The following is a 13,398-nucleotide window of genomic DNA, read 5'->3' on the forward strand; positions in this document are numbered from 1 at the left end:
CTGTTACACAGCCGGACGTCACGTCCGCGTGCCGCAGCACCGGTGCAGCCGGCTCCGCGATTCGTCCGCGGCCGGGAATCAGCTGGTCGGGATCGGTGACGTCGGCACCTCGCCCGGCACGCCGAGCAGCATCGCCTCGCCCAGGTTCAAGTAGTTGTCGGATGGTCCGCAGGTCTGCCCGGTCTTGACCGGCTGCCAGCCGATCTTGAGCCGCAGCACCTGGGTCACGTCGAGGTCGATCGGAGTCAGCTTGTTGATCTCGAGCGTCGTCGAGATCAGCTTCTTGCCGTCACCGAAGACTTCCAGCTGTACCTTCAGCGCCGAATCCGACGAGTTGTCATCCAGCCCCGCGGAGGCGACGAACTTCCGATAGCCCTTCGAGACGTTGTACTCGACGAAGTCCGCTTCGGAGCATTCGTAGACCGATGCGGCGACGGTGTGCAGATATGCCTTGCCCGCTACGTTGCCGGTCTCGTGGTTGTTGGAGAACGCGCCTTGCACTGGCTTCAGCTCGGACAGGTACTGCTCGACGGTCGCGTCCGAGCCCGCCGCGGTCGGAGCCGTGGTCGCTGCGGCGGCGGCGCCGGACGGCGCGGACGCCGTCACCGTGGCGGTGCCCGGCGCGGCCGTCACGGTCACCGGTGTGGCGGGCGCGGCCGCGGGAGAACTCCCGGAACTGACCAGCGCTACTGTCGTGACGCCGGCGGCGGCGAGGACCGTCGCGGCCATGGTGACCGGAATCCACTTCTTCCGCTTCTTCGGGGGTGGACTGTACAACTGTTCGCCGAACATCGCGTCTCCGATCGGGAATGCGGGTGGGATTGTCGAAGTACGTTGCCGCTGCGCGGGTTCGGTGGGCGGAGGCCGGTCGAGCCGCTGCCCGACCGGCGTCCCGACGAGGTCCGGCAACATCGCGGTGAGCGCGGCCGCGATCCGGTCCGCCGGCGGCCGCAACGCCGGCTCGACGGCCAGGAGCAGGCGGATCAAGTCCCACAACGGGCCCGGGATCTCCCCAGGCCGTCCCGGGCCTTCGCCGGCGTCGCGGACGAACCCGCCGGCGAACGGGGCGACCCCGCAGTAGAGCTCATAGAGGACGACCCCCAGTGAGTAGAGATCGCTTGCCGGGCCCGCTTCCTCCCCGCGCACGACCTCGGGCGCCGCGTACTTCGACGCGGTCGCCAGCGACGTGTGCGTCTGCTGCGGGGCGAGGAGCGCGAGGCCGGTGTCGGTCAGCTTCGGGACCCGGACCGAGGCGGTGTCGTCCATCAGCACGTTGGACGGCTTGACGTCGCCGTGCACCACCCCGAGTTCGTGGACCACGTGCAGGGCCGCAGCGACACCGGCGCCGATCCGCGCGATCTCCGCGGGCAGCAGCGTGCCCGAAGCGCCGAGCCGGTCGCGCAGCGAACCGCCCGGCACCCGGTCCACGACCAGTGCGACCACGCCGGCATCGACTACGAGGTCGTGCAGAGTGACCAGGTGCTCGTGTGTCAGTCCCACCAGCGGTGCCTGCGCCCGCAAGAAGCGGTCCAGGGTTTCCCGGTTTCCGGTCAAGCCCGGGTCGAGGAGTTTGATGGCGTATTCGCGGCCGCCTGGGCCGGTGCCGGCGACGACTTCGCCGAGTGGTCCTCGGCCGAGGAGAGCACCGAGGTGGTAGCGGTCGGCCAGCGGACGGTCCATGGTCATTCGCCTTTCTTGCGGCCCGGCCAGATCAGCCGTTCGACGATGAATAGGGGATGGGCGAACGGTCTGGGTGCCCGCACGACCCGCTTCGCGGCCTATGCCTTGGCGTCCGCGAGTTCGGCTGGTGCGAGGTGCCCGGTTCCGGGTCCGCCTCCGCGCCGTCCGGGGCTGGCGGGCAGACCGGGATCTGGATCCGTCATCGGGGGACTCCGGTGGCGTCGTTCAATGGGTGATCAAGAGGTTGGGTCAAGGTGCTCGGCCGCAGTACGGTCGGTGGATCGGCACGCGACGCGGTTTTGCTACCGCTTTCCGCGGAGCGCAGAGAAATGTCAAGAATTTGACCAGTAGTTCGGTGCCGGCCACCCCGATAAGTTGAGAGATCGGTTTCTGGTTAACGGACAATTCCTGGACAAGAACCATCAGCTTGCAACGTTGCTGGCCAGCGTCTCGATTGCTCCGGTTGGTTGTCCGAGAACTTGGGAGCAAAAATGGAAATCGCCACAGGAGCCGAGGGTGGGAACGTCGTACTGGGGATCATCGCACTGGTCGTCCTCATCGGCCTCTACATCGGGTACAACGCCTTCAAGACCCATGGATTCCGGCCGCGCCGGGTCGAGACGAACCTGAGTGCAGAGCAGTTGCGGGGCATCTTCGCCGAGAAAGTGGCCGGTCACGGATGGTCTATTGTGGACGACGGGAACCCGATGGTTGCCCAGTCCACCCTGCTCGCCGGGATTCGGCAGCAGATCGCGCTGAACGTCGTGGAGAACGGCGGCCGGTCGGTCGCGAACCTCATGGTCACGCGCTATTCCAAGAAAGTACTGGGCGGCGCGACCAAGGCCTACACCCTGCGTTGGCGGATGAACGCCTTCCTGACGCACGTCCAGCGGCTGGACGCGACCGCGTGTGTGGCGGGCTGAGCCGTGACCGTGCTGATCGTCGTGCTCGTGGCCGTGGCGGGTGTCTACCTGTGGTCGGCGATGACCACCTGTTCACTCACCGGATTCGTGCCCGGCGCCTCGGTGGTCAGCCAGCTGGCCGGGCCGGGCGCGCACGCCGACTTCGTGGTCGCGCTCGGTGCTCTGGCCGGCGTGCGGGTGCTCGAGCGGAGTGACGACGCCGTGTTGGTGTCCGTGATGCCGGTGCCTAGCTCGATGGAGCGCGGGTTCGGCCTGTTCGCCGTCGCCAGGCGCGTCGAGAACGACGGCGTGGTGCTGCTCGGCCGTGGCCGGCTGCCCGTGGCACCCGGGCTCGAAGCTGCGCTCCGACAGCTGGAACGCGACGTGCGGATGCGGGTCTCCTACGGTCCGCGGTCCGGCGGCGAGCGATAACGGCTGCGCCCGGAACTGGCGAGGCCTGGAGGCTTGCTTGCGGGCGAGGCGACTGATCAGGTATCGGTTGGCTGCCGGCACCTTGCATTCCGGACCGTCCGTGGTGTGCGCGGGGAATCCCCATCGGACGGCACGAAAGGGGCTGAACCCGCAGGCCCAGCCCGTCCGGTCGGGATGACAGGATTTGAACCTGCGACCCTCCGCTCCCAAAGCGGATGCGCTACCAAGCTGCGCCACATCCCGTGACACCCCCAGGGGGGTGTGTGATCAGCCTAGCGGGTCCCGCTAAACTAGCCATGCACCCGGGGTACCTCGGGGGCACGCGGGTGTAGCTCAATGGTAGAGCCCTAGTCTTCCAAACTAGCTACGCGGGTTCGATTCCCGTCACCCGCTCCACCGTAGGACGCGGCGTCCGCCTCCAAGGACGCCGCGATCACGTCCAGTAGCTTGTCCGTGTCGACCGGCTTCGTGATGTAGTCGTCCGCTCCGCTGGCCAGTGTCCGGGCGCGGTCCTCCGGGGTTGCCTTCGCTGTGACCGCGATCACCGGCAGGTCCGCGTTGGTCGCTTCCGCCCTGATCGCCGCGATCGTCGCGTTGCCGTCGAGCTCCGGCATCATCACGTCCATCAACACCAGGGCCGTGTCCTCGTGCCGTTCCAGGGCCCGGATTCCGTCCACGCCCGTCTCCGCGTAGATCACCTCCAGGCCCGCCTGCTCCAGGACCGCGGCCAGCGCGAACACGTTGCGCAGGTCGTCGTCGACGATCAGGACCTTCTCGCCGTGGAAGCGCTTCGGCGTCACGTCCGGTGCCGCCACCAGGACCGTGCTGGGCACCGCCGGCAAGCGGGGTGACGACAGCGCCGTCACCGCCGGGTCGACCAGGTTGGCCGCCGCCACCGGGAGGTACAGCGTGAACGTCGAGCCCACGCCCGGTTCGCTGACCACGCGCAGCTCGCCCCCGAGCAGCTCCGTCAGCTGCTGGCTGATGTTGAGGCCCAGGCCCGTGCCGCCGTACTTGCGGCTCGTCGTGCCGTCCGCCTGGCGGAACGCCTCGAAGATGACCGCCAGCTTCTCCTCGGGGATGCCGATGCCGGTGTCCTCGACCGCGAACGCGATGATGCCCGGCGCGTTCTTCAGCGCCTCCTGCTCCACCTCCGCCGGGTCCGCCGCCCGGATGTGGAGCCGCACCCCGCCCTCGTCGGTGAACTTCGCCGCGTTCGACAGCAGGTTCCGCAGGATCTGCTGGAGCCGGTGCTCGTCGGTGTGGACGCTGCCCGGCACCGGCGGGTCGATGTGGACCGCGAACTCCAGGCCCTTGTCCGCCGTCAGCGGGCGGCACAGCGACTCGACGTAGTCCACCAGCTCCGGCAGCGTGATGTCGGACATCTGCAGGTCGAGCCGGCCCGCTTCGACCTTCGCCAGGTCGAGGATGTCGTTGATCAGCTGCTGCAGGTCCGACCCGGCCGCGTAGATCGTCTTCGCGAACTGGATCTGCTTCTCGGTCAGGTTCCCTTCCGGGTTCTCCGACAGCAGCTTCGCCAGGATCAACGCGCTGTTCAACGGCGTCCGCAGCTCGTGCGACATGTTCGCCATGAACTCGGTCTTGTACTGCGACGCCACCGTCAGCTGCCCGGCGCGCTCCTCCAGCTCCTGGCGCGCCTGCTCGATCTCGCTGTTCTTGACCTCGATGTCGCGGTTCTGCTGCGCCAGCAGCGCCGCCTTCTCGGCCAGCTCGGTGTTGGACCGCCGCAGCTCGCCCTGCTGGGCCTGCAACTGCTCCGACCGCGCCCGCAGCTCCTGGGCCAGCCGCTGCGACTCCGTCAGCAGCGCTTCGGTCCGGGAGTTCGACAGGATCGTGTTCACGTTGACGCCGATGGTGTGCCGCAGCTGCTCCAGCAGGTCCTGGTGGACCGTGCTGAACTCGTTGACCGAGGCCAGCTCCAGCACGCCGAGCACCTCGCCCTGGAACAGCACCGGCAGCACGATGAGGTTCACCGGCGCGGCCGAGCCGAGCCCGGACGACACCAGCGCGTACTCCGGCGGCGCGTCCCGGACCAGGATCGTGCGGTGGTCGACCGCGGCCTGCCCGATCAGCGACTCGCCGAGCGCGAACCGCAGGCCGGCGCGGGACTGGGCGAGCCCGTACGCGGCGATGCACTCGAGCACCGTGCCGTCGCGGTCGTCGTCGCGGGCCAGGAAGAACGCGCCCTGCTGCGCCCGGACCAGCGGTGCCAGCTCGGACAGGATCAGCGCCGCGACCGACGCCAGGTCGCGGTGCCCCTGCATCCGGCCCGACAGCTGCGCGAGGTTCGTCTTCAGCCAGTCCTGCTCGCGGTTGGTCCTCGTCGTCTCCTTGAGGTTCGCGATCATCTGGTTGATGTTGTCCTTGAGGTCGGCGACCTCGCCGGACGCGTCGACCGTGATGTGCCGGGTCAGGTCGCCCGCCGTCACCGCGGTCGCGACCTGGGCGATCGCGCGGACCTGGGTGGTCAGGTTCCCGGCCAGCTGGTTCACGCTCTCGGTGAGCCGCTGCCAGGTGCCCGACACGCCGTCGACCTCGGCCTGGCCGCCCAGCTTGCCCTCGGTACCGACCTCGCGTGCGACGCGCGTGACCTCGGAGGCGAACGCCGAGAGCTGGTCGACCATCGTGTTCATCGTCGTCTTGAGCTCGAGGATCTCGCCGCGGGCGTCGACGTCGATCTTCTTGGTCAGATCGCCCTTCGCGACGGCGGTGGTGACCTGCGAGATGTTGCGCACCTGGCTGGTCAGGTTGTGCGCCATGAAGTTGACGTTCTCGGTCAGGTCCTTCCAGGTCCCGGCGACACCCGGCACCCGGGCCTGGCCGCCGAGGATGCCTTCGGTGCCGACCTCGCGGGCGACACGGGTGACCTCGTCGGCGAACGCGCGCAGCGTCTCGACCATCCCGTTCAGCGTCTCGGCCAGCGCCGCGACCTCGCCCTGGGCCTCGATCCGGATCTTCTTCGACAGGTCGCCGTTGGCCACCGCGCTCGCCACGGTGGCGATGTTGCGCACCTGGTCGGTCAGGTTGTCGGCCATGACGTTGACGTTGTCGGTCAGGTCCTTCCACGTGCCCGCGACGCCGCGGACGCGCGCCTGGCCGCCGAGGATGCCTTCGGTGCCGACCTCGCGCGCCACTCGGGTGACTTCGTCCGCGAACGCGGACAGCTGATCCACCATCGTGTTCAGCGTGGTCTTGAGCTCCAGGATCTCGCCGCGCGCGTCGACGGTGATCTTCTGCGTCAGGTCGCCCTGCGCGACCGCCGCCGTGACCTGGGCGATGTTCCGGACCTGGTCGGTCAGGTTGTTCGCCATCGAGTTGACGTTGTCGGTGAGGTCCTTCCAGGTCCCGGCGACGCCGGGCACGGTGGCCTGGCCGCCGAGCTTGCCCTCGGTACCGACTTCGCGCGCCACTCGGGTGACCTCGTCCGCGAACGCGGACAGCTGATCCACCATCGTGTTGAGGGTGTCCTTCAGCTCCAGGATCTCGCCGCGCGCGTCCACCGCGATCTTCTGGGTCAGGTCGCCGCGCGCGACGGCGGTCGCGACCTGGGCGATGTTGCGGACCTGGGTGGTCAGGTTGTTCGCCATGAAGTTCACGGACCCGGTGAGGTCGCGCCAGGTGCCGGCGACGCCCGGGACCTGCGCCTGGCCGCCGAGCTGACCCTCGGTGCCGACTTCGCGCGCCACTCGGGTGACCTCGTCCGCGAACGCGGACAGCTGATCCACCATCGTGTTCATCGTCGTCTTGAGCTCGAAGAACTCGCCGCGCGCGTCGACGGTGATCTTCTGCGTCAGGTCGCCCTTCGCCACGGCCGTGGTCACGTGCGAGATGTTGCGGACCTGGTCGGTGAGGTTGTCGGCCATCTGGTTGACCGAGTCGGTGAGGCTGCGCCACGTCCCGGCCGCGCCGGCCACCTCGGCCTGCCCGCCCAGCTTGCCCTCGCTGCCGACCTCGCGCGCCACGCGGGTCACTTCGCCGGCGAACGCCGAGAGCTGGTCGACCATCGTGTTCAGCGTGTTCTTCAGCTGCAGGATCTCGCCGCGGGCGTCGACGTCGATCTTCTTCGTCAGGTCGCCGTTGGCCACCGCGGTCGCCACCTGCGAGATCCCGCGGACCTGGTCGGTGAGGTTGTCGGCCATCAGGTTGACCGAGTCGGTGAGGTCGCGCCAGGTGCCGGCGACGCCGGGGACCTGGGCCTGGCCGCCGAGCTTGCCGTCGGAGCCGACCTCGCGGGAGACGCGGGTGACCTCGTCGGCGAACGCCGAGAGCTGGTCGACCATCGTGTTGATGGTGTTCTTGAGCTCGAGGATCTCGCCGCGGGCGTCGACGTTGATCTTCTGGGTCAGGTCGCCGCGCGCGACGGCGGTGGTCACCTGCGCGATGTTGCGGACCTGCTCGGTCAGGTTGTCGGCCATGAAGTTGACCGAGTCGGTCAGGTCGCGCCAGGTACCGGACACGCCCGGGACGACCGCCTGACCGCCGAGACGTCCCTCACCCGCGATTTCGCGGGAGAGCCTCGTCACTTCGGCGGCGAAGCGCGACAGCTGCGCGATGAGGCCGTTGACCGTCTTGGCCAGTGTCGCGTACGCGCCTTGAAGCGGACGGCCGTCCAGGGTCAGGGTCATGGGCTGGGAGAGATCGCCCTCGGCGACCGCGCCGAGCACCCGGTCCAGTTCGATGGTGGGCCGGGTGAGGTCCTCGATCAGGCCGTTCACGCTCTCGACGGCCGTGTTCCAGCCACCGGGACCGACCTCGGTTTCCAGCCGTTCGCTGAGCCTGCCGTCCTGGCCGACGGCCGCGCGCACCCGCAGCAGCTCGCTGACCAGCCGCTGGTTGCGTTCGGCGATGTCGTTGAACGCGACCGCGAGCTGCGCCGAGATGCCGTCGCCGTGCGGGACGAGCCGCCGGCGGAAGTTGCCGTCCCCGAGATCCCGCACCGCCACGAGCAGCCGCTCCAGCGCCGCCGCCTCGCTCTGGGATTCCGTTGTCATGTGTGCCGACCCTCTCCACCACGCATGCGCCAGCCATGGTCCACGACCCAGCGTGTCATGATTCGCCCTACACTTCGAGCCAGTCCGCCCGCTCACGCGGTAGCCGTGCGATAGCAGTCCGGAGGCAGGAGGTCCGTGCATGGTGTCACGTCCGGCCCCGGCGTCGGCGGCCCTGCCACCGATGACCGGTGAGGACGCGCCGCCGGGCTTCGACGCCTTCGGGCGCGCCGTGCTCGAAGACGTGCGGGACGCGGTGTTCCTCACCGACGCCGAGGGCGCGCTGCGCTGGGCGAACCCGGCCGCGCGGACGCTGACCGGCGGCGCCGAGCCGCGGCTGCACCCCGTTGCGGAGACTGCGACATCCGGGGCTTCGCCCCAAGCCGGGGGCTCCGCCACCCGGACCCCCGGAAAGACTGTGGTGGGCCACGTCGAAGTGGCGGGTAATCGTCGTCCCGCCCGGATCCGGGCCCTGCCCGGCGGCTGGCACTCCTGGACCGTGCCCGCCGAGGACGTCCCGCAGCGGCACGTCGGCGACTTCCTCGCCGAGGCCGGTCCCCGGCTGGCCGCCGCCCGCGGGCGGCACGGCACCGCGCGGGTGATCGCCGAACTGGCCGCGTCCGCGCTGGCCGAGACCGTCTTCGTGCTGCTGCCGACCACCCGCGGCCGGTGGGAGTGGTGGAGCTGCGAGCGCCCGTCGGCGCACGGCCACGGCCGGATCCGCCGCGTCCCGGCGCAGGTCGCCCCGGTGCTGGCGGCGACGTTCGCCGCCACCGGCCGGCCGGAGCTCGCGCCGGTCCCCGCGCCGGAGGTCGCGACCCTGCCCCCGGTCGTGGCCGACCGGTTCGCCGGGCACGCCGAGGTCGCGGTCGTGTCGCTGGGCCCGAGCGCCGGCGCCGGCGTCACCGGCGCGCTGCTGCTGGGCCGCCGCGCCGACCCGGACTTCGGCGCCGAACAGGACCGCGCCGTGGTGGAGTTCGCCAAGGCCGCCGGGACGGCGCTGGTCAACGCGCAGCGCTACGCCCGCCAGGAGGAGGCCACGCGCGGCCTGGAGACCACGCTGCGCCCGGTCGACCCGCCCGAGCTGGACGGCGCCCGCTTCGAGACCTGGTACGAGCCGGCCGGCGGGGTGCTCGCGGTCGGCGGCGACTTCTTCGACGTCCTCGCCCACGACGACGGCAGCGCGTTCCTCGTCCTCGGCGACATCTGCGGCAAGGGCGCCGAAGCCGCCGCGCTGACCGGGCGGGTCCGGCACGCGCTGACCGCGCTCGCCATGGTCGAGCGCGACGGCCGGACGCTGCTGCGGCTGCTCAACGAGCTGCTCATCGCCGGCGGCAGCAGCCGGTTCGCGACGCTGGTGCTGGGCTCGGCCCGGCCGTCCGAAGGCGGTGTCGACCTGACGCTGGCCTCCGGCGGCCACCCGGCGCCGCTGATCGTGCGCGGGGCCGGGCACGTCGAAGAGGTCACCGTCCCGGGGACGCTGGTCGGCATCTCGCCGCAGGCCCGGTTCGCCGAAGCACAGGTGCGGCTCGAGCGTGGCGACGTCTGCCTCCTGTACACCGACGGCATCACCGAGGCCCGCAACCGCCACGACCCGACGGAGCTGTTCGGCGACGACCGGCTGCGCGGGGTGCTGGCCGCCGCGGCGGGGCAGCCGGCCCGCGAGGTGGTGCGGCGGCTGCGTCAGGCGGTGCGCGACTGGCTGGGGAGCTCGGCCCACGACGACATCGCGGTGCTGGCTGTGGAGTGCACCGACTGAGTCCATTGTGGACCTGGTTTGACCGGTTTTCGAGCGGGTAATTCCTTCGTGCATTGATCCCGACGGAGGGTTCCCATGGCGAACGCACTGCAAGGACGCCGCGTCGCGATCCTGGCCGCGGACGGCGTCGAACAGGTCGAACTGGAGAAACCGCGCCAGGCCGTGCTCGACGAGGGCGCGACGGTGGAGCTGGTGTCCCTGGACACCGGCGAGATCCAGGCGATGAACGGCGACATCGACAAGGGCGACCGGTTCCCGGTCGACCGGAAGGTGGCCGACGTCGAGGTCGGCGACTTCGACGCGCTGCTGCTCCCGGGCGGCACGATGAACCCGGACAATCTGCGCACGGACGGGGCGGCGGTCAAGTTCGTCGGCGACTTCGTGCGCGCGGGCAAGCCGGTCGGGGTGATCTGCCACGGTCCGTGGACGCTCGTCGAAGCGGATGTCGTCCGTGGCCGCACGCTGACGTCGTACCCGAGTATCCGGACCGACCTGCGTAACGCCGGCGCGACCGTCGTCGACGAAGAGGTAGTGGTCGACAACGGCTTGGTGTCCAGCCGCAATCCGGACGACCTGCCGGCGTTCTGCCGGACGGTCGTGCGGGAGTTCGCGGGCTGAAGTCCTTTGTAGACATTCACCCGGCCGTGTGTTAAGTCCCGCTTAAATCTGTTGGCTTTCGGCGCCCCGGCGGAGCACGCTGAGGGTGTGACCAGGATCGCCCGTGGAGAGGAGGTGGACGCGATGACAGTGCAGGCCCGCCGGTACGGCCGCTGGTGCCGGGAGCACTTCGACGTGGTCGCCGCCGCCCAGGGCGTTCCCGCACCCCGGGGCGCCGACTCCGCGGAGGTTCCGCCGGAGCCCGAGCCGCAGCCCGACGAACCCGTTGTCGAACAGCCGCAGAGCTAGTTCTCCGGCGTGAAGAAGGCCTCCCCGGGAGTCCCGGGGAGGCCTTCTTCGTGGCCGGTCAGTGGTAGCGGTAGCCGCGGCGGTACCAGACCCGCTTGGGGCCCGGCACCCCGATCCGCGTGATGACGTCCGTCAGGATCGCGCCGATGACCAGCCAGAGCACCGCCGCGAGGCCGTCGTTCAGGAACGTCGCCAGCTTCTCCGAGTCCGGCGTGAACAGGTTGCGCAGGCCGAGCGAGACGCCCGCCGACCACTCGTTGATCATGTGGGCGAAGCCGTTCGCCATGTTCGCGTCGCCCAGCACGAGCACGATGTGGACGGCGAGCACCAGCGCGAACAACGCGCACACGAGGTGGATGAGTGCGTTGACCGTGCGCACGATCCGGATGCGCGGATGCGTGCGTTCCACGACTTCTTCGGCCTGAGCCTCTTCGTACCGCGGTTCGTACGGCTCTGGGGGAGGGGGATACGGCATCGTCGGCGCCGTCCTTTCGACTGTCCGAGTGGACGTGTCTGGCGAGCGGAAGCAACACTGGTGGATACCCGCCATCCGGGTGGCCGAACCCCCGGTTCCGCGAAGTTCCCCCGGGACGGCGCAACCCCGGCCGGGGCGACACGTCCAGGTGATCATGAGAATCCCGGCGCTGCTGGCGTCCGTCCTCACCCTCCTGTCCCTCTCCGCGTCGCCCGCGACGGCGGAAACCGCGGTCCCGCAAGGGTTCCGCCCCGCGTCGACGAGCTGGACCGGCCCCGCCACCGGGTACGTCCTCGGCTACTCGCCGTGCGGCGGGACGTGGTGCCCGGCGCTGCTCGGCACCACCGACGGCGGGACGCACTGGCGGCGGCTGGGCGCGCCGCCGATGGCGTTGCCCGACAACCACGACCACGTCGCGCTCACCGTCACCGGCGACCGCGTCGCCTACGTCAGCGACGGCGTCCACGTCCGCACCACCCGCGACGGCGGCGCGAGCTGGCACCCGGTCGGCCTGGTCGGCGCGCGCGAGCCGTACTACCTCTCGAAGATCACCGAAACCGGCGGGCGCGTCTTCGCCATGCTCACCACCTACGGCGAAGGCCGAGGGTCGACACGGCTGTACGCCGGCGCCGCCGGCTCGCCCGTGCTGGTGCCGGTGCCCGGGTTCGCGGTCACCGGCGGCCTCACCTACGGCGACCTGGCCGTCGGCGGCGGCCTGCAGGTCGCGCTCGGCTCGGACTACGGCACCGAGCGGTACTGGACCTCGCGCGACGGCGTCCGCTTCACCCCGGCCGAGCCGCCGTGCCCGGCCGGGACGGTCGCCTCGCTCGCCGGGGTGCGCGACCGGCGGGTCGTGGCGCTGTGCAGCGGCAGCCCCGGCACCCCGCAGCCCGGTTCGACCGAGCGGCGGCTGCGGCACGCGGGGCGGCTCGGCGGGCCGTTCAGCGGCGACGACTCGGTGCCCTACCTGGGGATCAACCAGGGCTTCGCGGCCGCGTCGCCGACGTCCGCGACCGTCGCGGCCGAGGGCGGCGGCACCGGGTTCCTGCACAGCACGACCGACGGCGGCCGCACCTGGACCACGACCGAGCTGCCGGACCGCGGGTTCAGCCTGACCGATCTGGACTTCCCGGGCGGCGGCACCGGCGTGGTCGTCGACGGCCAGCCGGACGCCGACGGCGGCTCGGCCCTGTACCGCACCACCGACGGCGGACACCGGTGGCGCGAGCTGGCGATCGGGTAGTTGTGCCTGGCAGGGAAGGCCCTTCGGCCCGGTTCACTTGGTGAACGGCATGTCGTAGTCTGAGCACTGTCCGTTGCCGGACACCGGAGGCCGGACCCGGGGCAGGGGCCGGCGCCGCACGACGAGGGAGAACAGCCGATGACGCCTGGCGACCTGCGGTCCGGAACCGAGGGGGGCTCGGCGTCCCTCGATTTCTCCAAGGCGAGCCTGGCCCGGTTGTCGGACGCATTGCTGGGCGGGCACGACCACTACGAGGTCGACCGCGAAGCGATGCGGCGCCTGCTGGCGATCGCGCCCGGCGCGCGCACGATGGCCAAGGAGCACCGCGACTGGCTGGTGCGCGCGGTCCGGTTCCTCGCCGGCAAGCGCGGCATCGACCAGTTCCTCGACCTCGGTTCCGGCATGCCCACGGCGGAAAACACCCACGAGGTGGCGCAGCGGTACAACCCGGACGCGCAGGTGGTGTACGTCGACAACGACCCGGTCGTGCAGGTGCACGGCCGGGCGCTGCTCGAAGAGAACTACCTGACCCACGTCACGGGCGCCGACCTCACCAAGCCGGCCGAGACGCTGAACGACGAGGTCGTGAAGGAGTACCTGGACTTCACCCGGCCGGTCGCGCTGATCCTGACGTCGATCATCCACCACATCGACGACTACGAGCGCGCGAAGTCGATCGTCGCGGAGTACGTGGCGGCGCTCGCGCCCGGCTCGTACCTGCTGCTCACGCACCACTTCGACCCGGAAGAGGACTCCCCGCGCCAGGAGCTGGCGCGGCTGCTGGAGACGAGCTTCCAGGGCACCGGGCTGGGCAGCGTGCACCGCACGCGGGAGCAGATCACGGCGTTCTTCGACGGCACGGAACTGCTCCGGCCCGGGCTGGTCTACCTGCACGAGTGGTGGCCGGACGGCCCGCGCCTGCACCCGCTGAGCGAGCTGAACTTCCTCACCCTCGGCGGGGTCGGCCGCAAGCAGTGACCCCGTGAGTGAGA

General features: G+C 70.4%; 10 protein-coding genes and 2 tRNA genes. 8 read left to right on the forward strand and 4 right to left on the reverse strand.

Annotated features, from left to right (window positions below):
• Nucleotides 1-78 precede the first annotated feature (78 nt).
• Nucleotides 79-1,686, reverse strand: coding sequence for a protein kinase (locus AB0J40_RS21565; protein WP_364455783.1), 1,608 nt, complete (start codon nt 1,684-1,686; stop codon nt 79-81).
• A 485-nt stretch (nt 1,687-2,171) separates the two neighbouring features.
• On the opposite strand from AB0J40_RS21565, the gene AB0J40_RS21570 reads away from it, so the two are divergent.
• Both AB0J40_RS21570 and AB0J40_RS21575 read left to right on the forward strand, forming a co-directional pair.
• Nucleotides 2,172-2,603: a hypothetical protein gene (locus AB0J40_RS21570; protein ID WP_364455785.1), complete on the forward strand. Its 432-nt coding sequence runs from the start codon at nt 2,172-2,174 to the stop codon at nt 2,601-2,603.
• A gap of 3 nt (nt 2,604-2,606) precedes the next feature.
• Entirely contained in the window at nt 2,607-3,014 is a 408-nt protein-coding gene (locus AB0J40_RS21575; RefSeq protein WP_364455787.1) for a hypothetical protein, read from the forward strand.
• Nucleotides 3,015-3,183: 169 nt separating this feature from the next.
• On the opposite strand, the gene AB0J40_RS21580 is transcribed toward AB0J40_RS21575, so the two are convergent.
• Nucleotides 3,184-3,257 (reverse strand) — tRNA-Pro (locus AB0J40_RS21580).
• A gap of 79 nt (nt 3,258-3,336) precedes the next feature.
• On the opposite strand from AB0J40_RS21580, the gene AB0J40_RS21585 reads away from it, so the two are divergent.
• Nucleotides 3,337-3,410: transfer RNA gene (locus AB0J40_RS21585), tRNA-Gly, on the forward strand.
• Here AB0J40_RS21585 and AB0J40_RS21590 read toward each other — a convergent pair.
• On the reverse strand, nt 3,362-8,026 hold the full coding sequence (locus AB0J40_RS21590) for a HAMP domain-containing protein (protein WP_364456280.1): 4,665 nt from the start codon (nt 8,024-8,026) through the stop codon (nt 3,362-3,364). The two genes, AB0J40_RS21585 and AB0J40_RS21590, sit on opposite strands and share 49 nt — an antisense overlap.
• Before the next feature lie 139 nt (nt 8,027-8,165).
• Between AB0J40_RS21590 and AB0J40_RS21595 the strand changes: the two genes are divergently transcribed.
• The 3 genes from AB0J40_RS21595 (at nt 8,166) to AB0J40_RS21605 (ending at nt 10,688) form a co-directional block, all read left to right on the forward strand.
• Nucleotides 8,166-9,782 carry a SpoIIE family protein phosphatase gene (locus AB0J40_RS21595; protein ID WP_364455788.1) on the forward strand — a complete coding sequence of 539 codons (1,617 nt, stop codon included), beginning with the start codon at nt 8,166-8,168 and terminating at the stop codon, nt 9,780-9,782.
• Nucleotides 9,783-9,857: 75 nt separating this feature from the next.
• On the forward strand, nt 9,858-10,400 hold the full coding sequence (locus AB0J40_RS21600; protein WP_364455790.1) for a type 1 glutamine amidotransferase domain-containing protein: 543 nt from the start codon (nt 9,858-9,860) through the stop codon (nt 10,398-10,400).
• A 123-nt stretch (nt 10,401-10,523) separates the two neighbouring features.
• Nucleotides 10,524-10,688, forward strand: a complete 165-nt coding sequence (locus AB0J40_RS21605; RefSeq protein WP_364455792.1) for a hypothetical protein — start codon at nt 10,524-10,526, stop codon at nt 10,686-10,688.
• 58 nt (nt 10,689-10,746) lie between these two features.
• Here AB0J40_RS21605 and AB0J40_RS21610 read toward each other — a convergent pair whose 3' ends face one another.
• A complete protein-coding gene (locus AB0J40_RS21610; protein WP_364455793.1) occupies nt 10,747-11,097 on the reverse strand; it encodes a hypothetical protein in 351 nt (116 codons plus the stop codon).
• Between the two features lie 214 nt (nt 11,098-11,311).
• On the opposite strand from AB0J40_RS21610, the gene AB0J40_RS21615 reads away from it, so the two are divergent.
• Together AB0J40_RS21615 and AB0J40_RS21620 are read left to right on the forward strand one after the other, a co-directional pair.
• Nucleotides 11,312-12,406, forward strand: coding sequence for a hypothetical protein (locus AB0J40_RS21615; RefSeq protein WP_364455795.1), 1,095 nt, complete (start codon nt 11,312-11,314; stop codon nt 12,404-12,406).
• Nucleotides 12,407-12,544: 138 nt separating this feature from the next.
• Entirely contained in the window at nt 12,545-13,384 is an 840-nt protein-coding gene (locus tag AB0J40_RS21620; RefSeq protein WP_364455796.1) for an SAM-dependent methyltransferase, read from the forward strand.
• The last annotated feature ends 14 nt before the right edge of the window (nt 13,385-13,398 follow it).

The sequence above is a fragment of the Amycolatopsis sp. NPDC049691 genome (assembly GCF_040675005.1).
Lineage (GTDB): Bacteria > Actinomycetota > Actinomycetes > Mycobacteriales > Pseudonocardiaceae > Amycolatopsis.

Bases quoted from the DNA above. Each gene is read 5' to 3' on its own strand.
- AB0J40_RS21565 (WP_364455783.1), bottom strand. From the start codon at position 1,686: ATGACCATGGACCGTCCGCTGGCCGACCGCTACCACCTCGGTGCTCTC.
- AB0J40_RS21570 (WP_364455785.1), top strand. From the start codon at position 2,172: ATGGAAATCGCCACAGGAGCCGAGGGTGGGAACGTCGTACTGGGGATC.
- AB0J40_RS21590 (WP_364456280.1), bottom strand. From the start codon at position 8,026: ATGACAACGGAATCCCAGAGCGAGGCGGCGGCGCTGGAGCGGCTGCTC.
- AB0J40_RS21595 (WP_364455788.1), top strand. From the start codon at position 8,166: ATGGTGTCACGTCCGGCCCCGGCGTCGGCGGCCCTGCCACCGATGACC.
- AB0J40_RS21600 (WP_364455790.1), top strand. From the start codon at position 9,858: ATGGCGAACGCACTGCAAGGACGCCGCGTCGCGATCCTGGCCGCGGAC.
- AB0J40_RS21605 (WP_364455792.1), top strand. From the start codon at position 10,524: ATGACAGTGCAGGCCCGCCGGTACGGCCGCTGGTGCCGGGAGCACTTC.
- AB0J40_RS21620 (WP_364455796.1), top strand. From the start codon at position 12,545: ATGACGCCTGGCGACCTGCGGTCCGGAACCGAGGGGGGCTCGGCGTCC.